This is a genomic window from Escherichia sp. HH41S (assembly GCF_009820115.1).
Lineage (GTDB): Bacteria > Pseudomonadota > Gammaproteobacteria > Enterobacterales > Enterobacteriaceae > Escherichia > Escherichia coli_F.
In genome coordinates this window covers 131859-156739 of the sequence record NZ_VNXE01000119.1, presented here as the reverse complement: position 1 = coordinate 156739, position 24881 = coordinate 131859, and the positions used below count along the sequence as shown (strand labels likewise).

The 24881-nt window shown below is 48.8% G+C and carries 25 protein-coding genes, 1 pseudogene and 1 other annotated feature; of the genes and pseudogenes, 9 read left to right on the top strand and 17 right to left on the bottom strand.

The genetic code is table 11. From position 1 onward, the window contains the following. Nucleotides 1-215 precede the first annotated feature (215 nt). The 12 genes from FQZ95_RS22740 to thrS form a co-directional block, all read right to left on the bottom strand. Nucleotides 216-680 (bottom strand): C40 family peptidase, encoded by a 465-nt coding sequence (locus tag FQZ95_RS22740; protein WP_001209785.1) that lies wholly within the window; start codon nucleotides 678-680, stop codon nucleotides 216-218. A 77-nt stretch (nucleotides 681-757) separates the two neighbouring features. Further along, nucleotides 758-1507: a vitamin B12 ABC transporter ATP-binding protein BtuD gene (gene btuD / locus FQZ95_RS22735; RefSeq protein WP_000029466.1), complete on the bottom strand. Its 750-nt coding sequence runs from the start codon at nucleotides 1505-1507 to the stop codon at nucleotides 758-760. Next, nucleotides 1507-2058 carry a bifunctional thioredoxin/glutathione peroxidase gene (btuE, locus tag FQZ95_RS22730; RefSeq protein ID WP_001154187.1) on the bottom strand — a complete coding sequence of 184 codons (552 nt, stop codon included), beginning with the start codon at nucleotides 2056-2058 and terminating at the stop codon, nucleotides 1507-1509. The genes btuD and btuE overlap by 1 nt, the downstream gene beginning before the upstream one ends. 60 nt (nucleotides 2059-2118) lie before the next feature. Further along, nucleotides 2119-3099, bottom strand: a complete 981-nt coding sequence (gene btuC / locus FQZ95_RS22725; RefSeq protein WP_000956530.1) for a vitamin B12 ABC transporter permease BtuC — start codon at nucleotides 3097-3099, stop codon at nucleotides 2119-2121. A 100-nt stretch (nucleotides 3100-3199) separates the two neighbouring features. Then, nucleotides 3200-3499, bottom strand: coding sequence for an integration host factor subunit alpha (gene ihfA, locus FQZ95_RS22720; RefSeq protein ID WP_001229265.1), 300 nt, complete (start codon nucleotides 3497-3499; stop codon nucleotides 3200-3202). A 4-nt stretch (nucleotides 3500-3503) separates the two neighbouring features. After that, nucleotides 3504-5891 carry a phenylalanine--tRNA ligase subunit beta gene (pheT, locus tag FQZ95_RS22715; RefSeq protein ID WP_105271097.1) on the bottom strand — a complete coding sequence of 796 codons (2388 nt, stop codon included), beginning with the start codon at nucleotides 5889-5891 and terminating at the stop codon, nucleotides 3504-3506. Nucleotides 5892-5905: 14 nt separating this feature from the next. Next, complete coding sequence (gene pheS / locus FQZ95_RS22710; RefSeq protein WP_000018588.1) at nucleotides 5906-6889, bottom strand: phenylalanine--tRNA ligase subunit alpha; 984 nt, start codon at nucleotides 6887-6889, stop codon at nucleotides 5906-5908. Nucleotides 6890-7098: 209 nt separating this feature from the next. Beyond that, nucleotides 7099-7223, bottom strand: a sequence feature (Phe leader region). Continuing rightward, nucleotides 7173-7217: a pheST operon leader peptide PheM gene (gene pheM / locus FQZ95_RS22705; RefSeq protein WP_001386830.1), complete on the bottom strand. Its 45-nt coding sequence runs from the start codon at nucleotides 7215-7217 to the stop codon at nucleotides 7173-7175. Its footprint overlaps the feature before it by 45 nt. A 116-nt stretch (nucleotides 7224-7339) precedes the next feature. Then, on the bottom strand, nucleotides 7340-7696 hold the full coding sequence (rplT, locus tag FQZ95_RS22700; RefSeq protein WP_000124850.1) for a 50S ribosomal protein L20: 357 nt from the start codon (nucleotides 7694-7696) through the stop codon (nucleotides 7340-7342). A gap of 53 nt (nucleotides 7697-7749) precedes the next feature. Beyond that, nucleotides 7750-7947 (bottom strand): 50S ribosomal protein L35, encoded by a 198-nt coding sequence (gene rpmI, locus FQZ95_RS22695; RefSeq protein ID WP_001124225.1) that lies wholly within the window; start codon nucleotides 7945-7947, stop codon nucleotides 7750-7752. 96 nt (nucleotides 7948-8043) lie between these two features. Next, on the bottom strand, nucleotides 8044-8586 hold the full coding sequence (infC, locus tag FQZ95_RS22690) for a translation initiation factor IF-3 (protein ID WP_001700733.1): 543 nt from the start codon (nucleotides 8584-8586) through the stop codon (nucleotides 8044-8046). A 3-nt stretch (nucleotides 8587-8589) separates the two neighbouring features. Next, nucleotides 8590-10518, bottom strand: a complete 1929-nt coding sequence (thrS, locus tag FQZ95_RS22685; protein ID WP_001144202.1) for a threonine--tRNA ligase — start codon at nucleotides 10516-10518, stop codon at nucleotides 8590-8592. Between the two features lie 520 nt (nucleotides 10519-11038). On the opposite strand from thrS, the gene espL1 reads away from it, so the two are divergent. Both espL1 and yniD read left to right on the top strand, forming a co-directional pair. Then, nucleotides 11039-12937: a type III secretion system effector EspL1 gene (gene espL1, locus FQZ95_RS22680; protein WP_160530717.1), complete on the top strand. Its 1899-nt coding sequence runs from the start codon at nucleotides 11039-11041 to the stop codon at nucleotides 12935-12937. 162 nt (nucleotides 12938-13099) lie between these two features. After that, a pseudogene (gene yniD / locus FQZ95_RS22675) lies at nucleotides 13100-13204 on the top strand (small membrane protein YniD); the annotation flags it as partial. 55 nt (nucleotides 13205-13259) lie between these two features. On the opposite strand, the gene FQZ95_RS22670 reads toward yniD, so the two are convergent. Next, nucleotides 13260-14018 (bottom strand): DUF481 domain-containing protein, encoded by a 759-nt coding sequence (locus tag FQZ95_RS22670; protein WP_000771391.1) that lies wholly within the window; start codon nucleotides 14016-14018, stop codon nucleotides 13260-13262. A 286-nt stretch (nucleotides 14019-14304) separates the two neighbouring features. On the opposite strand from FQZ95_RS22670, the gene pfkB reads away from it, so the two are divergent. The 3 genes from pfkB (at nucleotide 14305) to FQZ95_RS22655 (ending at nucleotide 16591) form a co-directional block, all read left to right on the top strand. After that, on the top strand, nucleotides 14305-15234 hold the full coding sequence (gene pfkB, locus FQZ95_RS22665; RefSeq protein ID WP_000251742.1) for a 6-phosphofructokinase II: 930 nt from the start codon (nucleotides 14305-14307) through the stop codon (nucleotides 15232-15234). A 100-nt stretch (nucleotides 15235-15334) separates the two neighbouring features. Beyond that, on the top strand, nucleotides 15335-15625 hold the full coding sequence (gene ghoS / locus FQZ95_RS22660) for a type V toxin-antitoxin system endoribonuclease antitoxin GhoS (protein WP_000146149.1): 291 nt from the start codon (nucleotides 15335-15337) through the stop codon (nucleotides 15623-15625). Nucleotides 15626-15730: 105 nt separating this feature from the next. Further along, the gene (locus FQZ95_RS22655) at nucleotides 15731-16591 is read left to right on the top strand and encodes a fructosamine kinase family protein (protein WP_000267670.1); all 861 of its coding nucleotides are present in this window, start codon (nucleotides 15731-15733) and stop codon (nucleotides 16589-16591) included. Between the two features lie 40 nt (nucleotides 16592-16631). Here the strand turns inward: FQZ95_RS22655 and FQZ95_RS22650 are convergent, their stop codons facing one another. Next, complete coding sequence (locus tag FQZ95_RS22650; RefSeq protein WP_000222172.1) at nucleotides 16632-17168, bottom strand: YniB family protein; 537 nt, start codon at nucleotides 17166-17168, stop codon at nucleotides 16632-16634. A 146-nt stretch (nucleotides 17169-17314) separates the two neighbouring features. Here FQZ95_RS22650 and hxpB point away from each other — a divergent pair, with 146 nt between their 5' ends. From hxpB to tcyP, 3 genes are all read left to right on the top strand, one after another. Next, on the top strand, nucleotides 17315-17983 hold the full coding sequence (gene hxpB, locus FQZ95_RS22645; protein ID WP_160530715.1) for a hexitol phosphatase HxpB: 669 nt from the start codon (nucleotides 17315-17317) through the stop codon (nucleotides 17981-17983). A 162-nt stretch (nucleotides 17984-18145) separates the two neighbouring features. Continuing rightward, nucleotides 18146-18736 carry a metal-dependent hydrolase gene (locus tag FQZ95_RS22640; RefSeq protein ID WP_001295408.1) on the top strand — a complete coding sequence of 197 codons (591 nt, stop codon included), beginning with the start codon at nucleotides 18146-18148 and terminating at the stop codon, nucleotides 18734-18736. Nucleotides 18737-18868: 132 nt separating this feature from the next. Then, the gene (gene tcyP / locus FQZ95_RS22635) at nucleotides 18869-20260 is read left to right on the top strand and encodes a cystine/sulfocysteine:cation symporter (RefSeq protein ID WP_001010714.1); all 1392 of its coding nucleotides are present in this window, start codon (nucleotides 18869-18871) and stop codon (nucleotides 20258-20260) included. 3 nt (nucleotides 20261-20263) lie between these two features. On the opposite strand, the gene FQZ95_RS22630 is transcribed toward tcyP, so the two are convergent. Both FQZ95_RS22630 and cedA read right to left on the bottom strand, forming a co-directional pair. Further along, nucleotides 20264-21067, bottom strand: a complete 804-nt coding sequence (locus FQZ95_RS22630; RefSeq protein ID WP_160530713.1) for a hypothetical protein — start codon at nucleotides 21065-21067, stop codon at nucleotides 20264-20266. Between the two features lie 289 nt (nucleotides 21068-21356). Beyond that, on the bottom strand, nucleotides 21357-21620 hold the full coding sequence (cedA, locus tag FQZ95_RS22625) for a cell division activator CedA (protein WP_001241561.1): 264 nt from the start codon (nucleotides 21618-21620) through the stop codon (nucleotides 21357-21359). A 182-nt stretch (nucleotides 21621-21802) separates the two neighbouring features. Here cedA and katE point away from each other — a divergent pair, with 182 nt between their 5' ends. Then, nucleotides 21803-24064 (top strand): catalase HPII, encoded by a 2262-nt coding sequence (katE, locus tag FQZ95_RS22620; protein ID WP_000077828.1) that lies wholly within the window; start codon nucleotides 21803-21805, stop codon nucleotides 24062-24064. 46 nt (nucleotides 24065-24110) lie between these two features. On the opposite strand, the gene chbG is transcribed toward katE, so the two are convergent. Next, nucleotides 24111-24869 (bottom strand): chitin disaccharide deacetylase, encoded by a 759-nt coding sequence (gene chbG, locus FQZ95_RS22615; RefSeq protein WP_160530710.1) that lies wholly within the window; start codon nucleotides 24867-24869, stop codon nucleotides 24111-24113. Nucleotides 24870-24881 lie beyond the last annotated feature (12 nt).

Genomic DNA, 24881 nt, shown 5'->3' with positions numbered 1-24881 from the left:
GTATCCGGCTAAAAGGGATGAGGCCATAAGACATAACAATTACAGAAGGAGTAACTTTCATTTGTTCCATGTTAACCACTTTTTCAGGGGGCCTTTTTTTAGATTATCCTGATTATAAACGAATAATCCATTTACGGTATTTTTGTCTGTAAAATACTACTGTATTCAGGAGTAAATGGACGGAGATGTATCATCGCCGTCCATTTTTCGACATACTAGATTCGTCTCGCCTGCCAGAAATTTTTCTGCCAATAGACATTATCAAGAGAGGAACGCATCACTCCCTTGCTGGTAGAGGCGTGGATAAATTGGTTGTTGGTATCGTAAATACCTACATGCAAACCATTTTGTCCAGAACCCGTTTTGAAAAAGACCAGATCGCCAGGCAGCAACTCGTCTTTATCAATTTGCGTGCCGATAGAGGCTTGTTGTTTGGTTTCACGGGGCAGCTGCAAATCGAAACGATCGCGCATCGTCACAACCACAAACCCCGAACAGTCCACACCGCGCCGCGTCATGCCACCATAACGATACGGCGTGCCATGCCAGCTCTGTAGCTGGTCGTTCAAACCGGCAATAACGGTAATCGAATCAGAAAGTCTGGCATTTGGCGGCGGTGCTTTATGGTGGCTACACCCGGCCAGAAACAGTGCTGTGATCAAAATAAGGCAGAAACGCATTCCGTACGGTTCCTCTGTTTTTTATTCTTGCATTAATTTAGCGTCGTAATTACCCGATTTTCAAGATACTCATGAAATCAGATGGTCGAAATCAGCATTCTGTGACCTTCGATATCCAGACGGCGAAAATTCATCCCATAGGCCTGCGCCAGATTTGGCGGCGTGAGCACCTCTTCTCTGCGTCCACTGGCCAGCATTTTTCCACCTTTTAGCAACCACGCCCGATGCGCATGACGCAAGGTGTGGTTGAGATCGTGACTGCTCATCACAATCGCCAGTCCTTGCTGACACAGCGCGCTCAGAATTTTGTCTAACGCACTTTGTTGCGCAACATCAAGACTGTTCATAGGCTCATCAAGAAGTAGTAATTGGCCTGCGGGATTGGCTTGTGGTGTGATTTGCAGCACCACCGCAGCAAGACGTACGCGTTGCCATTCGCCGCCGGAAAGTTGATTGGTGCTACGTCCGAGTTTGTCATCAAGAGCCAGCGCCCCTGCGACATCATTCAGCAGTTCGGTACGCGTTTTATCGTGCTGATGCAGTGTCAGGTAGTGCCAGACCGGCATTGCAAACGGTGGCGTCTGTTGTTGTGAAAGATAGGCGCGATGCAGCGCGAGTTTTGTTGCGGACCATGCTTCCAGTGGTTGCCCCGCGAACTGAATGCTTCCCTTACCGCTGGTCATTCCGGCCATTCGCGCCAGTAAGGTACTCTTACCCGCGCCATTCGGCCCCACCAGATGCAGGATCTCCCCAGCCCGAACCTCGCCAGAAAGCGGCCCAAGGCGGGTTGATTCCGCAACATCCTGTAGCTGCATCACAATAGACATTATTTCGCCAACGCCAGTTTAATGCTTTCCATCACAATGGGATCTTCCGGCGTCATATCCGGGGAAAAACGCTGGATGACCAATCCGTCCCTGCCAACTAAAAATTTCTCAAAATTCCATAAAATATCATCAGGGTACAGCGGTGCACGACCTTTGCTGACCATACGGGCATAGAATCCGCTCTCTTCCGGCGCGACTGCCGTCGGCGCTGCGGCAATCAATTTTTGATACAGCGGATGGCGTCCTTCGCCATTAACTTCAATCTTACTGAACATCGGGAACGTCACCCCCCAGGTAGTGGTGCAGTAAGTTTTAATCTCTTCATCGCTGCCCGGTTCTTGCTCCAGAAACTGGTTGCACGGGAATCCCAGCACCACAAAACCACGATCGGCCCAGGCTTTCTGAATATTCTCCAACTGCTCATATTGCGGCGTTAAGCCACACTTTGAGGCGACATTGACAATCAACAGCACATTACCGGCGTACTTCTCCAGCGTGGTCACTTCACCGTCGATATCTTTCACTACGGTCGTCAGAATGGAATCTTGCATCGTTTCTCCTGGGTGGTCAGTAAAAATCTTAGCTTTTAATCATAGACCGTCTTTTTGCGGCTAACGTCCTGCTTTTAACAATAACCAGATAAACACCGGCGCACCCAACGTTGCGGTGACCACGCCAATAGGCAGCTCTGCGGCAGCTAATGCCAGGCGCGCTACAACATCGGCCAGCAGCAATGCGCTCGCCCCTGCCAGCGCGCAGCCGGGAAGTAATACGCGATGATCGGTCAAACCACATAACCGGAGAATATGTGGGATCACCAGACCAATAAAGCCGATAGCACCCGCCAACGCCACACTGACGCCAACCATCCAGCCGGTCGCTGCCACCAGCACATTGCGCCAGAACCACAGGGGTAAACCCAGTTGCCGCGCCGAGATCTCGCCAAGTGCTAACATATTCATCGGTCTGGACTGACAACAGATCCACAACAACACGGGGATCAATGCCAGCATCAGCCAACTTTGCCGCCAGTCTACGCCGCCAAAACCGCCCATCATCCAGTACATCAGCTGACGTAAATCAACAGAGGTGGAAAAGTAGATAGCCCACGTCATTAGTGCGCTACAGATAATCCCTAATGCAACGCCTGCCAGCAATAACCGACTGGTCGAAAGATGACGACGGGCAAAACGTAAGAGTATTAAAGTGATGATAAGCGCGCCAGCAATCGCACACAGCCCTAGTGCCCAGTTTGGGAGTTGCCCTTGCCCAAGCAATACCGCGGCGATAAGCCCTACGCCTGCGCCGTTAGAGACGCCAAGTAGTCCAGGTTCTGCCAGAGGATTTTCAAACAATGCCTGCATTACAGCGCCGGATATAGCCAGCGCCGCACCAACCAGCAATACAGCCAGCGTACGTGGCAGGCGAATTTGCCAGACGAACAGTTCGCCACGAGGAGTAAACCAGTCACCTGGCGAAATCCATTGTTCACCGGCGCAAAGGCTTAAGAGAAGCGCCAGCAGCATCAAAACTGACAGGCATAATAACCAGCGAATATTTTGTCGCTGTTGTTGGCGGGCAAGTGTCAGCATGGTATCCGTTCTGCTGAAGTGTCATGGCGTTGATTTTACGGTGACTCTTCGACAGTGAAAAGAAAAAAGGCCGCAGAGCGGCCTTTTTAGTTAGATCAGATTACTCGTCTTTGGGCGAAGCGTTTTCGACCCGGCTTTTTAACTTCTGCCCGGGTCTGAAGGTCACCACGCGCCGTGCTGTAATGGGAATATCCTCGCCCGTTTTCGGGTTACGTCCCGGGCGTTGATTCTTATCACGCAGATCGAAGTTACCAAAACCAGAGAGTTTCACCTGTTCGCCGTTTTCCAGAGCTCGACGGATCTCTTCGAAAAACAGTTCAACCAGTTCTTTGGCATCCCGCTTGCTAAGCCCAAGCTTATCAAACAGATATTCTGACATTTCAGCTTTTGTAAGCGCCATAGGTTCAATCCCTCAATGATGCCTGGAATCGCTCTTTTAATGCCTCTACACATTTGGCGACGGTAGCGGCAATCTCCTCTTCTTCGAGTGTACGGCTGGTATCTTGCAGGATCAGGCTTATGGCGAGGCTCTTATACCCCTCCGCAACACCCTTACCGCGGTACACGTCAAATAAGTTTACGCCAACTACCTGATTTACGCCAACTTTCTTACATTCGGATAAAATATCCGCTGCGGGAACGTTTTCTGCGACCACCACCGCGATGTCACGACGGTTCGCCGGGAAGCGAGAAATTTCGCGCGCCTGAGGCACCACGCGGTCTGCGAGCTTGTTCCACTCCAGTTCGAACACCAGAGTGCGACCGTTAAGATCCAGTTTACGTTCCAGTTCAGGATGAACAACCCCAACAAAACCAATACGTTCACCTTTCAGATAAATCGCTGCGGATTGCCCCGGATGCAGTGCCGGATTCGCTTCTGCACGGAACTCAACCTCATTCAGTTTACCGGTCAGGTCGAGAACGGATTCAAGATCGCCTTTCAAATCATAGAAATCAACGGTCTCTTTTGCCAGGTTCCAGTGCTCTTCGTAACGGTTACCGCAAATCACACCGGCTAACATCAGATCCTGACGAATGCCCAACGGTGCCTGAGTATCTGGCACGAAACGCAGACCACTTTCGAAAATGCGCACACGGTTCTGCTGACGGTTCTGGTTGTACACCACGGTTGCCAGCAGGCCGGTCCACAGGGAAAGACGCATTGCTGACATTTCAACGGAAATAGGGCTTGGCAGCAGTAAGGCTTCAACGCCTGGATGGATCATCTGCTGCACTTTCGGATCAACGAAGCTGTAGGTGATCACTTCCTGATAGCCTTTGTCGTTGAGCAGCGTTTTCACGCGCTTGAGCGACAGATCGGCTTCGCGGTGAGTACCCATAATCAGGTTTGCCTGCACCGGCTCATCAGGGATGTTGTTGTAGCCGTAAACACGCGCGACTTCTTCGACCAGATCTTCTTCAATCTCCATGTCGAAACGCCAGCTCGGCGCAACTGCCTGCCACTCGTCTTTGCCTTCGGTCACTTCGCAGCCGAGACGACGCAGAATGTCAGTGACCTGCTCATCGGCAATATGATGGCCAATCAGGCGATCCAGTTTGCTGCGACGCAAAGTGATGGTTGCACGCTTCGGCAGCGTTGCTTCGTTGGTGATATCAATTACCGGACCAGCCTCACCACCGCAGATGTCGATCAGCAGACGGGTCGCACGTTCCATCGCTTTGTGCTGCAGTGCCGGATCAACGCCACGCTCATAACGGTGAGACGCATCAGTATGCAGGCCATGACGACGAGCACGACCGGTGATAGACAGCGGGCTGAAGAAAGCGCATTCCAACAGGACGTTTTGCGTTTCGTCATTCACGCCAGAGTGTTCGCCACCAAAGATGCCGCCCATCGCCAGCGCCTTGTTGTGGTCGGCGATGACCAGGGTGTCAGCGTTCAGCTTCGCTTCGGTACCGTCGAGCAGTACCAGCGTTTCGCCCTCTTTCGCCATCCGCACCACAATGCCGCCTTCAATGCGATCTTTATCGAAAGCGTGCATCGGCTGGCCCAGTTCGAGCAGCACATAGTTGGTGACGTCAACAACTGCATCGATAGAACGGATCCCGCAACGACGCAGTTTTTCTTTCATCCACAGCGGAGTTGGCGCTTTAACGTTAATGCCTTTTACCACACGGCCAAGATAACGCGGGCAGGCTTCCGGCGCTTCTACTGCAATCGGCAGCGTGTCGTCGATGGTCGCACCAACCGGAACGATTTCCGGTTCAACCAGCGGAAGCTGGTTCAGCACGGCAACATCACGCGCCACGCCGATAATGCCTAAGCAATCGGCACGGTTTGGTGTCACGCTGATTTCGATGGTGTTGTCATCGAGTTTCAGGTATTCGCGGATGTCGGTGCCAATCGGCGCATCCGCTGGCAGTTCGATAATGCCGCTGTGATCGTCAGAAATTCCCAGCTCAGAAAAGGAGCACAGCATCCCTTCAGACGGTTCGCCGCGCAGTTTTGCCGCTTTAATTTTGAAATCACCCGGCAGAACAGCACCAATGGTCGCTACCGCCACACGCAGGCCCTGACGGCAGTTTGGCGCACCGCAGACAATGTCCAGCAGGCGATCGCCGCCGACATTCACTTTTGTCACTCGCAGTTTGTCAGCGTTCGGATGCTGCGCACACTCAACCACTTCACCCACAACCACGCCGTGGAAGCTACCGGCAACCGGTTCTACACCGTCAACTTCCAGGCCCGCCATAGTGATTTGATTTGCCAGCGCATTGCTATCAATCGCCGGGTTCACCCATTCGCGTAACCACAGTTCACTGAATTTCATAATCTATTCCTGCCTTATTTAAACTGTTTGAGGAAACGCAGATCGTTTTCGAAGAATGAACGCAGGTCGGTGACGCCGTAACGCAACATAGTCAGACGCTCCATCCCCATCCCGAAGGCGAAACCAGAGTAAACTTCCGGATCGATGCCAACATTACGCAGCACGTTCGGATGCACCATCCCGCAGCCCAGTACTTCCAGCCATTTACCGTTTTTACCCATGACGTCCACTTCTGCAGAAGGTTCGGTAAACGGGAAGTAGGAAGGACGGAAGCGGATCTGCAAATCTTCCTCAAAGAAGTTACGCAGGAAGTCGTGCAGCGTGCCTTTCAGGTTGGTAAAGCTGATGTTGGTATCAACAATCAGACCTTCCATCTGATGGAACATCGGCGTGTGAGTCTGGTCGTAGTCGTTACGATAAACGCGGCCAGGCGCGATGATACGAATCGGTGGCTGCTGAGCTTTCATGGTGCGGATCTGTACGCCAGAGGTCTGGGTACGCAGCAGGCGGGTAGCGTCAAACCAGAAAGTGTCGTGGTCAGCGCGCGCCGGGTGGTGACCAGGAATGTTCAGAGCATCGAAGTTATGATAATCGTCTTCGATTTCCGGCCCGGTTGCCACGGTAAAGCCAAGCTCACCGAAGAAACTTTCGATACGGTCGATGGTACGGGTCACCGGATGCAGACCGCCGTTTTCAATACGACGACCCGGCAGGGAGACATCAATCGTTTCCGCAGCCAGACGCGCATTCAGCGCTGCGCTTTCCAGTTCCGCTTTACGTGCATTCAGCGCCTGCTGAACCTGCTCTTTCGCTTCGTTGATAACCGCACCGGCTGCCGGGCGTTCTTCTGGCGGCAGCTCACGCAGGGTCGTCATCTGAAGGGTTAAGTGCCCTTTTTTACCCAAATATTCGACGCGCACATTGTCTAACGCGGCAACATCTGACGCCTGGCTAATGGCCGCCTTCGCACTGGCAACCAGTTCTGCGAGATGTGACATGGTTTTCCTCATTGTGTCAGTGGTGACACTGGTTCGTTGGACTTAGAGCCTATCCCATCAGGCTATTTTACTTGCCATTTTGGTCCCGGGCAGTGCTCGAAATCCTCACGTACTTAAGTACGCTCCGGTTTCTCCGCGCTGGCCGTGCCCAGACTGGCTGCGACAATTACGCCTGATGAGACAGGCTTTTTATTTTTCAAAACGCGCATACAAAAAAAGCCTCCACTGGGAGGCTTTCAGGCGCTGTTTTCCGTTTCTCTTCTCACGCGCTAGCCTCCTGGAGTCAGGTGCTAAAGTAAAAAAAGAAGCGGAAAATAGCAGCATTCATTGCTTGCGTTACCTTTTGGTACTTTTCAAAAGACCTTTATTGAAAAGGCTACGGCGATAAAAGTCAATGTTTTGATGGCGTTGAAACGAAAAGAGGGAGACTAGCTCCCTCTTTCAACTGGCTTATGCCAGAGCTGCTTTCGCTTTTTCAACCAGAGCGGTGAACGCTACTTTGTCGAATACTGCGATATCAGCCAGGATCTTACGGTCGATTTCAACAGAGGCTTTTTTCAGGCCATTGATGAATTTGCTGTAAGAAATACCGTTCTGACGTGCTGCTGCGTTGATACGCGCAATCCACAGTTGACGGAACTGACGCTTACGTTGACGACGGTCACGGTAAGCATACTGACCAGCTTTGATAACAGCCTGGAAGGCAACGCGGTATACGCGAGAACGCGCACCGTAGTAGCCTTTAGCTTGTTTCAAAATTTTCTTGTGACGTGCGCGTGCAATAACACCACGTTTTACGCGAGCCATATGTGCTCTCCTGTATCTATATTCTAATTAAAAAGTTAAAAAACGTTAACGGCTTATGCGTACGGCAGGCACGCGATTACCAGGCCCAGATCGCCTTTGGAAACCATGGCTTTCGGACGCAGGTGACGTTTACGTTTGGTCGCTTTTTTGGTCAGAATGTGACGCAGGTTAGCGTGCTTGTGCTTAAAACCACCTTTACCGGTTTTTTTGAAGCGCTTAGCAGCACCGCGTACGGTCTTAATTTTTGGCATTTTAATAACTTCCACTTCGCATTGTTAATAAACGAAACAAAGGCGAACAAAGCCTATGAAGCCCAAAGGCTCCACAGACAGTGCTACTTGAAGGCCTTACTGTTTCTTCTTAGGAGCGAGCACCATGATCATCTGGCGGCCTTCGATCTTCGTTGGGAAGGATTCGACCACTGCCAGTTCTTGCAAATCGTCTTTCACGCGATTAAGCACTTCCATACCGATTTGCTGGTGCGCCATCTCACGACCGCGGAAACGCAGCGTGATTTTGGCTTTATCACCCTCTTCGAGAAAGCGAATCAGGCTGCGGAGTTTTACCTGATAGTCGCCTTCATCTGTACCAGGACGGAATTTAATTTCCTTAACCTGGATAACTTTTTGCTTTTTCTTCTGTTCCTTAGAAGACTTGCTCTTTTCATAGAGGAATTTGCCGTAATCCATTATACGACAAACCGGCGGCTCGGCGTTAGGGCTGATCTCGACTAAGTCTACTCCGGCTTCTTCTGCTTTCTCCAGAGCTTCTCTCAGACTCACAATACCAAGCTGCTCGCCTTCCAGACCTGTTAAGCGAACTTCCTGGGCGCGAATTTCGCCATTGATACGGTTAGGGCGCGCCGTTTGAACTCGTTTTCCGCCTTTAATACCTTATTCCTCCAATTGTTTAAGACTGCGGCTGCGAATCTCTTGTTGCAGCTTCTCGATCACTTCATTTACGTCCATGCTTCCCAGGTCTTTACCACGGCGGGTGCGAACGGCAACTTTGCCTGATTCCACCTCTTTATCACCACAGACCAGCATATATGGGACGCGACGCAAAGTGTGCTCGCGGATTTTAAAGCCAATCTTCTCATTTCTCAAGTCTGCTTTAACACGAATGCCCGCATTTGATAGTTTTTGCGTCAATTCGTTAACGTATTCAGACTGTGAATCGGTAATATTCATGATAACAACCTGAACCGGCGCAAGCCAGGTCGGGAAGAAACCAGCGAATTCTTCGGTCAGGATACCGATGAAACGTTCCATCGACCCCAGAATTGCGCGGTGAATCATTACCGGTACCTTACGCTCGTTGTCTTCACCCACATAGGAGGCGCTCAGACGAGACGGCAAGGAGAAGTCCAGCTGTACTGTACCGCACTGCCATGCACGATCGAGGCAGTCATACAGGGTAAATTCAATTTTCGGACCGTAGAAAGCGCCTTCACCCAGTTGATATTCAAACGGGATGTTGTTTTCTTCCAGCGCAACTGCCAGGTCCGCCTCAGCACGATCCCACATTTCGTCGCTGCCAATACGTTTTTCAGGACGAGTGGAGAGTTTGACGACGATCTTCTCGAAGCCAAAAGTGCTGTACATATCATAGACTAAACGGATACATCCGTTAACTTCATCGCGAATTTGTTCTTCAGTACAGAAGATATGCGCGTCATCCTGGGTAAAACCACGTACACGCATCAGGCCATGCAGCGAACCTGACGGCTCGTTACGGTGGCAGCTACCAAACTCGGCCATACGCAGCGGCAGATCGCGATAAGACTTCAGCCCCTGGTTGAAAATTTGTACGTGACCCGGGCAGTTCATCGGCTTAATGCAGTATTCACGGTTCTCAGAAGACGTGGTGAACATTGCATCTTTGTAGTTGTCCCAGTGACCGGTTTTTTCCCACAGAACACGGTCCATCATGAACGGACCTTTAACTTCCTGATACTGGTACTCTTTCAGTTTAGAACGAACAAACACTTCCAGTTCACGGAAGATGGTCCAACCGTCGTTGTGCCAGAAGACCATACCCGGCGCTTCTTCCTGCATATGGTACAGGTCGAGCTGTTTACCGATTTTACGGTGGTCGCGTTTCGCGGCTTCTTCCAGGCGCTGCAGGTAAGCGTTTAGCGCTTTTTTGTCTGCCCACGCCGTACCGTAAATACGTTGCAACATTTTGTTGTTGCTGTCGCCACGCCAGTAAGCCCCTGCCGTTTTCATCAGTTTGAAATGATGGCAGAAACGCATGTTCGGTACGTGCGGACCGCGGCACATGTCGACATATTCTTCATGGAAGTACAGACCTGGCTTGTCATCATGGGCGATGTTTTCGTCAAGAATGGAGACTTTGTAGCTCTCCCCACGGTTGGCGAAAGTTTCACGCGCTTCGTGCCAGCTGACTTTCTTTTTAATGACGTCGTAGTTTTTCTCAGCAAGCTCATGCATCCGCTTCTCGAGTGCTTCGACATCTTCCTGGGTTAACGTGCGGTCAAGATCAACGTCGTAATAAAAACCGTTGTCAATAACCGGGCCGATTGCCATTTTGGTATGCGGCCAAAGTTGTTTAATCGCGTGCCCTAACAGGTGCGCACAGGAGTGACGAATGATCTCCAGACCTTCTTCGTCTTTGGCGGTAATGATCGACAGTTGTGCGTCGTTTTCAATCAGATCGCAAGCATCAACCAGTTCACCATTAACGCGCCCTGCGATACAGGCTTTCGCCAGACCTGGACCAATGTCCAGCGCAACATCCATGGGGCTTACAGCGTGGTCGTAATGGCGTTGGCTGCCATCAGGAAGAGTTATAACAGGCATTTTATATCCTTATTTGCAGTGGTGACCCACACGAAAGATCACATACAAAGAAAAATTTGTTTATTAACAGTTCATTGCGAAACCATCTAGCCAACAAATGCTAAATTGGTTCGCAATCAGGTACACAAATGAAAGACATTAACCTCTCACCTTCCACCCGGTTGAACGATGTTAACACTAAAAAAAGGGAGATTGTACCTTTCCGTTTCACATTGATTCGATTCGCAATTCGTTTGTAGTGAGTACACCAGCAAAACGCTTAAAGAACCACTGATAACATCACGCAGCGTCTGAAAGGTTTACTGCTAGCGGATTTACGCAGATAAACTGAATCCAGCAAAGTTCGTTGCGCTATTTGGCGGTGGTATTTAAACGATCATGAGATTAATGACGAACTGGTCATATCGCAATGATAAAAGTGACACAATTCTTATAGCAATTTTTCGTGCACATTTCGTTCTGGCGATAATAATTAATCATCATACTCAAAACCTCCAGACATATATAAGGCGAATAGATTATGAGTGAAAACGATATCATTATCAGAACTCATTATAAGTCTCCTCATAGAGTGCACATCGATAGCGACATACCAACGCCTTCAGCAGAGCCTATTAATCAATTTGCGCGCCAGCTCATCACCCTACTTGATAGCTCTGATTTAAGTTCGATGCTGTCATACTGTGTTACTCAAGAATTTACCGCAAGCTGTCGAAAAATATCACAAAATTGTTATTCCACTGCCCTTTTTATCATTAAATTTGCCACTTCCCCCATCCATGCAGAAAATATACTCATTACATTACACTATAAAAAAGAAATCATTTCCTTACTTCTGGAAACCACGCCCATTAAAGCTAACCATTTGCGAAGCATACTGGATTATATTGAACAGGAACAGTCAACTGCCGAAAAACGTAACCATTGCATGAAGCTGTCAAAAAAAATCCATAGAGAAAAAACTATACAACCAACAGTAAATCTCAATGGTAGTGCATTTTTTTTGCAATCTCCTTCTGACGCTATTTTTTGTCGCCATCTGTCATTACAATATGCCCTTGATTCCTTGGGAAATGGAAAAGGCAAAGTCAACCTGATTAAACATTACTCCTCCGTTGAATCCATACAACAGCATGTCCCTATAGTCCGGGACGCGGAGTTCAGAGCATTACTTCGCCATCCTCCTGCAGGGAGTCGCGTTATCGCGAGTAAGGATTTTGGCTTCGCTTTAGATATTTTCTTCTGTCGAATGATGGCAAACAATGTCAGTCATATGTCCGCGATTTTATATATAGACAATCATACTTTATCAGTAAGGCTACGAATAAAGCTGGCAGCGGATGGACAGTTAAATTATGTTGTGTCCGTTTACGATCCGAACGACACCAATGTTGCCGTCAGAGGCACCCACAGGACAGCACTAGGCTTTGTCTCGCTTGATAAGTTCATCAGTTCAGGTCCCGATGCTCAGACCTGGGCTGATATGTATGTTCGCAACTGTGCAATTGCAATTCTCCCTCTATTACCTGAGGGAGTTCCAGCGGCTATTTTCGCGGGTATTGCGACACGAATGCCATTTGCCCCTATACATCCATCGGCAATGTTGTTAATAATGGCCACAGGACAGACTCAACAGCTTATTACATTATTCAAACAGTTGCGCATACTCCCTGAAAAAGAAATCATTAAAATAATAACTGCGCAGAATAGCGTTGGTACTCCTGCTTTATTTCTGGCTATGATGAACGGACATACTGACAACGTAAAAATATTTATGCAAGAAATTCAGTCACTGGTAAATAGTAGCATCATTCATAAAAATAATCTAGTTAAGTTACTGCAAACTAAAAGTGCCAATGACACACCTGGACTCTACATTACCATGTTGTATGGATTCGATGAAATAATCAATATCTTCCTTAATACATTAACCACTCCAATAGCACAAGAGCTTTTAAACAAAAAGCTGGTAATGGATATTTTAGCAATGAAAATACACGACGGTGAACCAGGATTATTCGCTGCAATGGAAAATAATCACCCTTTGTGTGTCACACGGTTCCTCTCAAAAATTTATGGAATCGCCTTTAAATATAACCTCAGTAAAATTAACATCATGGATTTATTAAAAGGCGCAACAGCACATGGAACCCCTGCTTTATACATCGCCATGAGCAAGGGTAATGAAGACGTCGTGCTATCTTATATATCGACGCTGTGTACTTTTGCAAAAAAATATTCTTTTAGTCAACATCAGTTATTTACACTGTTGGCCGCTAAAAATCATGACAACATATCAGCTGTTCATATAGCCATTCATCATAATCATTATAAAACGGTAGAAACATATTATGCAGCTATAAATGTAATCAGCCAAAGCCTGAGCTTTAGTCCAGATGAACTACAGGCGTATTTATAACTAAATATTTACGATGTATATGTTGATACATATACTTTAAACTCAATAACAGTGACCGGGTGCACAACGCCACCCGACGGCTGCAATTGCAAAAAATCCCTTGTTGCCTGTCCCTTTTGTTACACTCCGTTATCACGCACAAGAGATATGCAGGACACTGGTATGCCGACTAAACGCTTTGATAAAAAACACTGGAAGATGGTGGTGGTGCTACTGGCAATCTGTGGCGCTATGTTGTTGCTACGTTGGGCAGCAATGATTTGGGGCTGGGCAGTGACAAACGAAAACGGCCAGACCGCATACTACGGTCCGGCAGATAATGTTACATGCTGTAGCCCAGCGATAAGGTTGTCCGACGATCGGTATGTTCCGGTGCAGACTCTGGAGGTTCAGAGTTCCATGTGACGTTGTAAGCCACCTTCAGTCCAAAATGTTCATTAATAGCAACATTTAATGCGCTTTCAGAGTTCAGCGTTGTGTCTTCCGCGCCAAAGACGGAAACACCCTGCGTAAATTTAGCGTTGTCAGTCAACTGCCATGCATAAGCCCCGGAGGCATAACCCAGCGGCTGGGTTTCACTGGCATTGTCGGTATATTTGTCGTAACGCACACCTGGACCGAATTCAAAGCGGAAACTGTGTACCGGGCCATTCAAAAACTGGCGACCATAACCCGCGGTCAACACATCGCGCTCTCGATAGCCGTTATAACGGTCTGTCAGCCAGCTTGCCTGCCCAAATAAATAGTCATAATCAGTTAAATTAAAACGGCTACGCCCGCCCGCCGCATATTTTTCTGAAGAACGCTCATCATTAGAAGAGGTATTACTGGCGTTCCCCCACAGCGACCAGGCAGTGGTATGTCCATACCAGGTCATGGTAGTGTCAGCCGTAAGTGAGGAGCTTTTCGTATTGCCTGATTGTGCAAGATATCCTGCGTTCAGATTACCTTCGAAAGGTTTTTTAGCGCTGGCAGGATCGTCCATGACAGTAAAAACGGAATCATCGGCAGCTGCATTCAGTGACGCAAACATGCCCCCCGCCAACATAACGATGGCAGGAACTGTCTTCAAAAGCTTCATTTATCAAGAGTCCGTACAACAAAAAAAGAGACCTTCGCGGTCCCGGAAACTTTCTTAAGGATCAAAGATTAGCGTCCCTGGAAAGGTAACGAATTATAAAAAGGCGCGAATAACTTAGCAATGTATTCTTATTTCATTTTTTGAATAAGCATGTGGCGAAAACAGATTTTTATTTATATATATTTATCTGCAAAATTTTAAATAAAGCTCTAATAAATCATATTGTTAATTTCTTCACTTTCCGCTGATTCGGTGCCAGACTGAAATCAGCCTATAGGAGGAAATGATGGTACGTATCTATACGTTGACACTTGCGCCCTCTCTCGATAGCGCAACAATTACCCCGCAAATTTATCCCGAAGGAAAGCTGCGCTGTACCGCACCGGTATTCGAACCCGGAGGCGGCGGCATCAACGTCGCCCGCGCCATTGCCCATCTTGGAGGCAGTGCCACAGCGATCTTCCCGGCGGGTGGTGCGACCGGCGAACATCTGGTTTCACTGTTGGCAGATGAAAATGTCCCCGTCGCTACTGTAGAAGCCAAAGACTGGACCCGGCAGAATTTACACGTACATGTGGAAGCAAGCGGTGAGCAGTATCGTTTTGTCATGCCAGGCGCGGCATTAAGTGAAGATGAGTTTCGCCAGCTTGAAGAGCAAGTTCTGGAAATTGAATCCGGTGCTATCCTGGTCATAAGCGGAAGCCTGCCGCCAGGTGTGAAGCTAGAAAAATTAACCCAACTGATTTCCGCTGCGCAAAACCAAGGGATCCGCTGTATCGTCGACAGTTCTGGCGAAGCGTTAAGTGCAGCACTGGCGATTGGTAACATCGAGTTGGTTAAGCCTAACCAAAAAGAACTCAGTGCGCTGGTGAATCGCGAACTCACCCAGCCAGACGATGTCCGCAAAGCCGCGCAGGAAATCGTTAATAGCGGCAAGGCCAAACGAGTTGTCGTTTCCCTGGGTCCACAAGGGGCGCTGGGCGTTGATAGTGAAAACTGCATTCAGGTTGTGCCACCACCGGTGAAAAGCCAGAGCACCGTAGGCGCTGGTGACAGCATGGTCGGCGCGATGACACTGAAACTGGCAGAAAATGCCTCTCTTGAAGAGATGGTCCGTTTTGGCGTAGCTGCGGGGAGTGCAGCCACACTCAATCAGGGAACACGCCTGTGCTCCCATGACGATACACAAAAAATTTACGCTTACCTTTCCCGCTAACTGAAACATTCCCCCTGCATTGGGGGAATCACCACCAACCTGTCGGCAACGCGTTTCTCCGACTATGCTCAAAAGTCATGTGATAACAAAGGGGTGAACTATGGCCAGTGGCGATCTTGTCCGTTATGTCATAACCGTCATGTTGCACGAGGATACATTGACTGAAATTAACGAGTTGAATAATTACCTGACTCGCGACGGTTTTTTGCTCACCATGACGGATGATGATGGAAATATCCATGAGCTGGGGACTAACACTTTTGGACTTATCAGTACCCAAAGTGAAGAAGAAATTAGAGAACTGGTTTCGGGGCTTACCCAAAGTGCAACCGGCAAAGATCCTGAAATCACCATCACGACCTGGGAGGAATGGAATAGCAACAGAAAATAAATGGTTTTTGGGCAATAATCAGTCTGTGGTGTGCGTTAGCTCGTGTTTTTACACCGCATTCTTGCGCTAACCTTATGATCTGGCAGACAACATGGGAGAGACATCATGTGGCAGGCAATCAGTCGTCTTTTGAGCGAGCAGTTAGGTGAAGGCGAAATCGAACTGCGTAATGAACTGCCTGGCGGAGAAGTCCATGCCGCATGGCATTTGCGCTATGCAGGACGTGACTTTTTCGTCAAATGTGATGAAAGGGAACTGCTTCCCGGTTTTACCGCCGAAGCCGACCAACTGGAGTTACTGTCGCGTAGTAAAACCGTCACCGTGCCTAAGGTTTGGGCAGTTGGCGCTGACCGTGACTACAGTTTTCTGGTGATGGATTATCTCCCACCTCGCCCGCTGGATGCGCATAGCGCATTTATTCTTGGTCAGCAAATTGCGCGTTTACATCAATGGAGCGACCAACCGCAATTTGGCCTCGATTTCGATAACGCGCTCTCCACAACTCCCCAGCCCAACACCTGGCAACGTCGCTGGTCAACTTTTTTTGCTGAACAACGGATTGGCTGGCAGCTGGAACTGGCGGCAGAAAAAGGGATCGCTTTCGGCAATATCGATGCCATCGTCGAGCATATTCAGCAGCGTCTGGCCTCGCATCAACCGCAGCCTTCTCTGTTGCACGGCGATTTATGGTCCGGCAACTGTGCGCTGGGTCCGGATGGCCCGTACATTTTCGACCCGGCCTGCTACTGGGGTGACCGAGAGTGCGACCTGGCGATGTTACCGCTGCATACTGAACAGCCGCCACAAATCTATGACGGCTATCAGTCAGTATCCCCGCTACCTGCCGATTTCCTTGAACGTCAACCGGTTTACCAACTCTACACGCTGTTAAATCGTGCAAGGTTATTTGGCGGTCAGCATTTGGTTATTGCTCAGCAGTCACTGGATAGATTATTAGCAGCATGATATGTCTTGGGGATAATGGCCGCTCCGCGCGGCCTTTTGATTAAATAAACCCAAGCAGAGAAAAGAACACATAACCTGCAGCAATACAAATAACCGGCAGGATATACAGCGAGAAAAACTGCAGGAAAATAGTATGGTGCGGGACAACAATACGTGACTCAATCTGTTCGCGTGTTAGCCCCTCTTCCCCTTTGGCTTTTTCCAGAATGAGTTGATCTTCAACACCTTCCCGCAAGAAACGCGCCTGGCGACTCATCCGGGCACCGGAGTCCTGCAACGCCAGTCCGACAAAAATCAGGATGAAAATCACCCAGAACATAACGTTCACGCCACCATTAAAATTGGGCGTCGGGGAGTTATACCAGAACAGATTCAAAAAAGGCGTATTCGCCTGCATCATATCGATCATGACATGAGTAAAGTCGAGCATGACCGCATTAATGCCTTCCTGGTTTTCCTGCCGGGTATTCATAAATTTCAGCAAAGAAATCAATGTAGAGATCAATGCAGGTATAAAAATCACCCAACCTAAAATCCTTTTCAAAACAGCAATGCGTCCAGCTTGTTGATACGTCATGAGTTCTCCTTGATTAAGACGCGTCGTTTCACTTAGTTTACCTGTAGATATCTGTTTTCGCCCATTCTTTAAAGGCGATATGATAGGCGCTTAATCATAAGCACGGCTTAATACCTTACACATAATGCTCTAAAGGAGAGGTTGTAATGTCAACCCCGCGTCAGATTCTTGCTGCAATTTTTGATATGGATGGATTACTTATCGACTCAGAACCTTTATGGGATCGAGCTGAACTGGATGTGATGGCAAGCCTGGGGGTGGATATCTCCCGTCGTAACGAGCTGCCGGACACCTTAGGTTTACGCATCGATATGGTGGTCGATCTTTGGTACGCCCGGCAACCCTGGAATGGTCCAAGCCGTCAGGAAGTAGTAGAACGGGTTATTGCTCGTGCCATTTCACTGGTTGAAGAGACACGCCCATTATTGCCAGGCGTGCGTGAAGCCGTTGAGTTATGCAAAGAACAAGGTTTATTGGTGGGACTGGCCTCCGCGTCACCACTACATATGCTGGAAAAAGTGTTGACCATGTTTGACTTACGCGACAGTTTCGATGCTCTCGCCTCGGCTGAAAAATTGCCTTACAGCAAACCGCATCCGCAAGTATATCTTGACTGCGCAGCAAAACTGGGCGTTGACCCACTGACCTGCGTAGCGCTGGAAGATTCGGTAAATGGCATGATCGCCTCTAAAGCAGCCCGCATGCGTTCCATCGTCGTTCCTGCGCCAGAAGCGCAAAATGATCCACGTTTTGTATTAGCAAACGTCAAACTCTCATCGCTGACAGAACTCACCGCAAAAGACCTTCTCGGTTAATAACCAAGGGCAGTTATCACGCTGCCCCTGGTTCTTTATCTGAATTTGCATTCAACTGGCGGATTAATCGTCAATTTAAGAGAAAGAGTTACACCGTCACTACTTCCGTGCACTGTATAAAAATCCTATACTGTACGTATCGACAGTTTAGTGAGTTTTATCATGACGGCGGAAGGTCACCTTCTCTTTTCTATTGCTTGTGCGGTATTTGCCAAAAATGCCGAGCTGACGCCCGTGCTGGCACAGGGTGACTGGTGGCATATTGTCCCTTCCGCAATCCTGACGTGTTTGTTACCGGACATCGATCACCCAAAGTCGTTTCTTGGGCAGCGATTAAAGTGGATATCAAAACCGATCGCCCGCGCTTTTGGGCATCGTGGTTTTACCCACAGTCTGCTGGCGGTATTTGCGCTGCTGGCAACCTTTTACCTTAAGGTTCCTGAAAGCTGGTTCATTCCGGCTGATGCGTTGCAGGGCATGGTGCTGGGTTATTTGAGCCACATACTTGCCGATATGCTGACACCCGCCGGTGTTCCCCTGCTCTGGCCATGCCGCTGGCGTTTCCGCTTGCCTATCCTGGTTCCCCAAAAGGGCAACCAACTGGAACGTTTTATCTGCATGGCATTATTTGTCTGGTCGGTATGGATGCCCCATTCATTACCCGAAAACAGCGCTGTTCGTTGGTCATCGCAAATGATCAATACCTTGCAGATCCAGTTTCATCGGCTTATTAAGCATCAGGTTGAATACTAAAAAGGCAAAAATCGCCTTTCTGGAATAAGCAATTCCATTTGAATATAAGAGCCAGCTCACAGTTCTGTTAATCTTGCGCCAACACTATGACTGCTACGCAGTGATAGAAATAATAAGATCAGGAGAACGGGGATGAACTTTCCATTAATTGCGAACATCGTGGTGTTCGTTGTACTGCTGTTTGCGCTGGCTCAGACCCGCCATAAACAGTGGAGTCTGGCGAAAAAAGTGCTGGTGGGTCTGGTGATGGGTGTGGTTTTTGGCCTCGCCCTGCATACCATTTATGGTTCTGACAGCCAGGTACTTAAAGATTCTGTACAGTGGTTTAACATCGTTGGTAACGGCTATGTTCAACTGCTGCAAATGATCGTTATGCCGTTAGTCTTCGCCTCTATTCTGAGCGCGGTTGCCCGTCTGCATAACGCATCACAGTTAGGCAAAATCAGTTTTCTGACCATCGGAACGCTTTTGTTTACCACGCTGATTGCGGCGCTGGTCGGTGTGCTGGTCACCAACCTGTTTGGTTTGACGGCTGAAGGTCTGGTTCAGGGTGGTGCAGAAACTGCACGTTTGAACGCCATCGAAAGTAACTATGTTGGTAAAGTCTCTGACCTGAGCGTTCCGCAGCTGGTCTTGTCCTTTATCCCGAAAAACCCGTTTGCCGATCTGACCGGAGCCAATCCGACGTCAATTATCAGCGTGGTAATTTTTGCCGCATTCCTCGGCGTAGCTGCGCTGAAGCTGCTGAAGGATGATGCGCCGAAAGGTGAACGCGTCTTAACCGCTATCGATACCCTGCAAAGCTGGGTGATGAAACTGGTTCGCCTGGTCATGCAGCTGACCCCTTACGGCGTTCTGGCGCTGATGACCAAAGTGGTTGCAGGTTCTAACCTGCAAGACATCATCAAACTGGGTAGTTTCGTTGTCGCGTCCTACCTCGGTCTTCTGATTATGTTTGCAGTGCATGGCCTTCTGCTGGGCATTAATGGCGTGAGCCCGCTGAAGTACTTCCGTAAGGTATGGCCAGTACTGACGTTTGCCTTTACCAGCCGTTCCAGCGCCGCGTCTATCCCGCTTAATGTGGAAGCACAAACGCGTCGTCTGGGTGTACCTGAATCTATCGCCAGTTTCGCCGCCTCTTTCGGTGCGACCATTGGTCAGAACGGCTGTGCCGGTTTGTATCCGGCAATGCTGGCAGTGATGGTTGCTCCGACGGTCGGCATTAACCCACTGGACCCGATGTGGATTGCAACTCTGGTCGGTATTGTTACCGTTAGTTCCGCAGGCGTTGCCGGTGTCGGTGGTGGCGCAACTTTCGCCGCACTGATTGTGCTACCTGCGATGGGCCTGCCTGTAACGCTGGTGGCATTGTTAATCTCCGTTGAACCGCTTATCGACATGGGCCGTACGGCGCTAAACGTTAGTGGCTCGATGACCGCTGGCACGCTGACCAGCCAGTGGCTGAAGCAAACCGATAAAGCCATTCTGGATAGCGAAGACGACGCCGAACTGGCACACCGTTAATTCTTATGCTGGCAACGGTCCGTTTTGTATAGGGGCCGTTGCCTTACTTTTTAAATGTTCCATCGCGGCGATGCATACTGACTCATATTTAAACAGATCGTCAGCGAAAAAAATGGCTAACTTATCAATACATTCCTGACTCAATGAATGTGCTTGTAGCGAGAAGCTTAAAACCTCATACCCAAGACGTTTTCTAAGTGAACTATCTGAAATACTCATAATCTCTTCAAGCACACCACTTCCCATTCCCGGAAGATTCAGTGGATTAAAAAGAAGATTGACATTAAGCATTGATATTACCGAAGGGAAGTTTAACAAACGTTCATTATTTTGAATTGCAGAAAAAATACTCCCGGCAGGATGTATATAATCTTGATCATAGTAAATGGTTGTCAAATAATAAATCACCAACTTATTTTTTATATTAATCAAATTAGTCATCTTATCTGGGCGAAAGACAAAAGCGAAATCCATTCCGGCAAAACTCTCATTAACACTTCTTATACGAAGTTCACTACCATTGGGATTGTCAATTATAACTTTATATTTAATATTATCTGGCAGAGACGTGTCAAAACTAAGCACTGGTGCTCTGGGTATGGATACGTCATACTTAATATTAGACATAGAGGCAATCATATAATTAAAGTGTGATTCAACGATTTCATCGCTGCCACATTGCCCCGTTGATATAAAGAAAGCGAGTTCTGTCAGGGTCGATTGAAGCTTTCCCTTATAGAGTTCGAATGCCTGATTTTGAATATTCACATTGTAATAATTACTCTGTATTAGACTTGTATAAATCATCTATCACCTCAGTTTATAAACCCTAATCATTACGCATTTTGATTTGAGTAATTGACAATCTAAGTTTAAGAGTAACGTCACAGAATGAACTATCAAAAATAGCTCATCCTGACCAGGATAATTTTGACATTTTAGAACTAATAACCAGTTAAAGAAAAAAGAGCATTTATTTTATAGCAGTAGATCGTTAAATGCAGCTTTTTGTTACAGGTGATTTGAATGAATGTTGCATCGAAATACAGAATTTCAGGCCATGTAACTCCCGGCCAAACCGGGAGGTACGTAATCCTTACTCAGTCACTTCCCCTTCCTGGCGGATCTGATTTGCCCAACGCTGGGCGGATTCAGGCACAGTAAACGCCGGTGAGCGCAGAAATGACTCTCCCATCAGTACAAACGCAACATATTTGCCACGCAGCATCCAGACATCACGAAACGAATCCATCTTTATCGCATGTTCTGGCGGCGCGGGTTCCGTGCGTGGGACATAGCTAATAATCTGGCGGTTTTGCTGACGGAGCGGTTTCTTCATTACTGGCTTCACTAAACGCATATTAAAAATCAGAAAAACTGTAGTTTAGCCGATTTAGCCCCTGTACGTCCCGCTTTGCGTGTATTTCATAACACCGTTTCCAGAATAGTCTCCGAAGCGGGATCTGGCTGGTGGTCTATAGTTAGAGAGTTTTTTGACCAAAACAGCGGCCCTTTCAGTAATACATTAAGGAGACGAGTTCAATGTCGCAACATAACGAAAAGAACCCACATCAGCACCAGTCACCACTACACGATTCCAGCGAAGCGAAACCGGGGATGGACTCACTGGCACCTGAGGACGGTTCCCATCGTCCAGCGGCTGAACCGACGCCACCGGGAGCGCAGCCAACCGCGCCAGGGAGTCTGAAAGCCCCTGATACACGTAACGAAAAAATCAATTCTCTGGAAGACGTTCGCAAAGGTAGTGAAAATTATGCACTTACCACCAACCAGGGTGTACGCATCGCCGATGATCAAAACTCCCTACGCGCCGGTAGCCGTGGCCCAACACTGCTGGAAGATTTTATTCTGCGCGAGAAAATCACTCACTTTGACCATGAGCGCATCCCGGAACGTATTGTTCATGCACGCGGATCAGCCGCTCACGGTTATTTCCAGCCATATAAAAGCTTAAGCGATATTACCAAAGCGGATTTCCTCTCAGATCCGAACAAAATCACCCCAGTATTTGTACGTTTCTCTACCGTTCAGGGTGGTGCTGGCTCTGCCGATACCGTGCGTGATATCCGTGGCTTTGCCACCAAGTTCTATACCGAAGAGGGTATTTTTGACCTTGTTGGCAATAACACGCCAATCTTCTTTATCCAGGATGCGCATAAATTCCCCGATTTTGTTCATGCGGTAAAACCAGAACCACACTGGGCAATTCCACAAGGGCAAAGCGCCCACGATACTTTCTGGGATTATGTTTCTCTGCAACCTGAAACTCTGCACAACGTGATGTGGGCGATGTCGGATCGTGGTATCCCGCGCAGCTATCGCACCATGGAAGGCTTCGGTATTCACACCTTCCGCCTGATTAATGCCGAAGGGAAGGCAACGTTCGTACGTTTCCACTGGAAACCACTGGCAGGTAAAGCCTCACTGGTTTGGGATGAAGCACAAAAACTAACCGGACGTGACCCGGACTTCCACCGCCGCGAGTTGTGGGAAGCCATCGAAGCAGGCGATTTTCCGGAATACGAACTGGGCTTCCAGTTGATTCCTGAAGAAGATGAATTCAAGTTTGACTTCGATCTTCTCGATCCAACCAAACTCATCCCGGAAGAACTGGTGCCCGTTCAGCGTGTTGGCAAAATGGTGCTTAATCGTAATCCGGATAACTTCTTTGCCGAAAACGAACAAGCAGCTTTCCATCCAGGCCATATTGTTCCTGGTCTGGACTTCACCAACGATCCCCTGTTACAGGGACGTTTGTTCTCCTATACCGATACACAAATCAGTCGTCTTGGCGGACCCAATTTCCATGAAATTCCGATTAACCGCCCGACCTGCCCATACCACAACTTCCAGCGTGATGGCATGCACCGCATGGGTATCGACACTAACCCGGCGAATTACGAACCGAACTCGATCAACGATAACTGGCCGCGCGAAACACCGCCGGGGCCGAAACGTGGCGGTTTTGAATCATACCAGGAACGCGTGGAAGGCAATAAAGTTCGCGAGCGCAGTCCATCGTTTGGCGAATATTATTCCCATCCGCGTCTGTTCTGGCTAAGTCAGACGCCATTCGAGCAGCGCCATGTTGTCGATGGTTTCAGCTTTGAGTTAAGCAAAGTAGTTCGTCCGTATATTCGTGAGCGCGTTGTTGACCAGCTGGCGCATATTGATCTCACTCTGGCCCAGGCGGTGGCGAAAAATCTCGGTATCGAGCTGACGGACGACCAGTTGAATATCACCCCGCCTCCGGACGTCAACGGTCTGAAAAAGGATCCATCCTTAAGTCTGTACGCCATTCCTGACGGTGATGTAAAAGGTCGCGTGGTAGCGATTTTGCTTAATGATGAAGTGAGATCGGCAGACCTTCTGGCCATTCTCAAGGCGCTGAAGGCCAAAGGCGTTCATGCCAAACTGCTCTACTCCCGAATGGGTGAAGTGACTGCGGATGACGGTACGGTGCTGCCTATAGCCGCTACATTTGCCGGAGCGCCTTCGCTGACGGTCGATGCGGTTATTGTCCCTTGCGGCAATATCGCGGATATCGCTGACAACGGCGATGCCAACTACTACCTGATGGAAGCCTACAAACACCTTAAACCGATTGCGCTGGCGGGAGACGCGCGCAAGTTTAAAGCAACAATCAAGGTCGCTGACCAGGGTGAAGAAGGGATTGTGGAAGCTGACAGCGCCGATGGTAGTTTTATGGATGAACTGTTAACGCTGATGGCAGCACACCGCGTGTGGTCACGCATTCCTAAGATTGACAAAATCCCGGCGTAAATATGGATAAGGTCACGTCCCCTGGGGAGTGACCTTACCACCTTACTTACACATCAAGATAACTCCCCAACCGATAACCACGCTCAGCAATTGCATATTTCAACGACGCTGATGTCAGCACTTCCAGCTCCGTTAACCGTGGGAAGCAGTAAGCACTCTGGCGAATCGTATTATCGATAAACGCCGGGTGGCACATCACTTCCAGAGAGCGCTCGCCGCGATGACTGGAGTCATCAAGCACTTGCAGGAACAGTGTCTCGCTAATCTCTTCACCATAAAACGCGCTACTGAATCCCTGCGAACTGCGCAGATTAGCCGGTAAATCACCAACGTTAGATAGCGGCTGACGGTCGATGCGCAACGCTATCCCCTCTTCAGCCGCAAACCTGGCAACAATCGGGAAAATCTGCGGGAACATATGCACATGATGATGGCTATCAAGATGCGTAGGTTTGCGTCCAAATAGCTCAATGAAACGCAAATACTGACTGGCGAGCTCCTGAGTAATTTCTTCCAGCGGTAAAGCATCTTCTTCTGCCAACTGCCAGATCCATTTTCCCAGCACACCATCGCGGGTTAACCCCGGCATAGCTGTCAGTGCCTTGCCCATAGTAAGGACAAAGTGCATCCCTATGGCCAGACTCGGTTCATCACGACTCAACTGCACTGCATGGTCAATAGCCTGCCCATTCACCAGCGCCGTCGTCGACGTGACAATCCCATTGCGACAGGCCTCGATAATGCCGTAGTTCTGACCTTTGCTTAAGCCAAAATCATCGGCATTAACAATCAGTAAGCGTTCCATAATCAGCCTCGG

Coding starts and splice junctions, on each gene's coding strand:
- FQZ95_RS22740 (WP_001209785.1), bottom strand. CDS start 680: ATGCGTTTCTGCCTTATTTTGATCACAGCACTGTTTCTGGCCGGGTGT.
- btuD (WP_000029466.1), bottom strand. CDS start 1,507: ATGTCTATTGTGATGCAGCTACAGGATGTTGCGGAATCAACCCGCCTT.
- btuE (WP_001154187.1), bottom strand. CDS start 2,058: ATGCAAGATTCCATTCTGACGACCGTAGTGAAAGATATCGACGGTGAA.
- btuC (WP_000956530.1), bottom strand. CDS start 3,099: ATGCTGACACTTGCCCGCCAACAACAGCGACAAAATATTCGCTGGTTA.
- ihfA (WP_001229265.1), bottom strand. CDS start 3,499: ATGGCGCTTACAAAAGCTGAAATGTCAGAATATCTGTTTGATAAGCTT.
- pheT (WP_105271097.1), bottom strand. CDS start 5,891: ATGAAATTCAGTGAACTGTGGTTACGCGAATGGGTGAACCCGGCGATT.
- pheS (WP_000018588.1), bottom strand. CDS start 6,889: ATGTCACATCTCGCAGAACTGGTTGCCAGTGCGAAGGCGGCCATTAGC.
- rplT (WP_000124850.1), bottom strand. CDS start 7,696: ATGGCTCGCGTAAAACGTGGTGTTATTGCACGCGCACGTCACAAGAAA.
- rpmI (WP_001124225.1), bottom strand. CDS start 7,947: ATGCCAAAAATTAAGACCGTACGCGGTGCTGCTAAGCGCTTCAAAAAA.
- thrS (WP_001144202.1), bottom strand. CDS start 10,518: ATGCCTGTTATAACTCTTCCTGATGGCAGCCAACGCCATTACGACCAC.
- espL1 (WP_160530717.1), top strand. CDS start 11,039: ATGAGTGAAAACGATATCATTATCAGAACTCATTATAAGTCTCCTCAT.
- FQZ95_RS22670 (WP_000771391.1), bottom strand. CDS start 14,018: ATGAAGCTTTTGAAGACAGTTCCTGCCATCGTTATGTTGGCGGGGGGC.
- pfkB (WP_000251742.1), top strand. CDS start 14,305: ATGGTACGTATCTATACGTTGACACTTGCGCCCTCTCTCGATAGCGCA.
- ghoS (WP_000146149.1), top strand. CDS start 15,335: ATGGCCAGTGGCGATCTTGTCCGTTATGTCATAACCGTCATGTTGCAC.
- FQZ95_RS22655 (WP_000267670.1), top strand. CDS start 15,731: ATGTGGCAGGCAATCAGTCGTCTTTTGAGCGAGCAGTTAGGTGAAGGC.
- FQZ95_RS22650 (WP_000222172.1), bottom strand. CDS start 17,168: ATGACGTATCAACAAGCTGGACGCATTGCTGTTTTGAAAAGGATTTTA.
- hxpB (WP_160530715.1), top strand. CDS start 17,315: ATGTCAACCCCGCGTCAGATTCTTGCTGCAATTTTTGATATGGATGGA.
- FQZ95_RS22640 (WP_001295408.1), top strand. CDS start 18,146: ATGACGGCGGAAGGTCACCTTCTCTTTTCTATTGCTTGTGCGGTATTT.
- tcyP (WP_001010714.1), top strand. CDS start 18,869: ATGAACTTTCCATTAATTGCGAACATCGTGGTGTTCGTTGTACTGCTG.
- FQZ95_RS22630 (WP_160530713.1), bottom strand. CDS start 21,067: ATGATTTATACAAGTCTAATACAGAGTAATTATTACAATGTGAATATT.
- cedA (WP_001241561.1), bottom strand. CDS start 21,620: ATGCGTTTAGTGAAGCCAGTAATGAAGAAACCGCTCCGTCAGCAAAAC.
- katE (WP_000077828.1), top strand. CDS start 21,803: ATGTCGCAACATAACGAAAAGAACCCACATCAGCACCAGTCACCACTA.
- chbG (WP_160530710.1), bottom strand. CDS start 24,869: ATGGAACGCTTACTGATTGTTAATGCCGATGATTTTGGCTTAAGCAAA.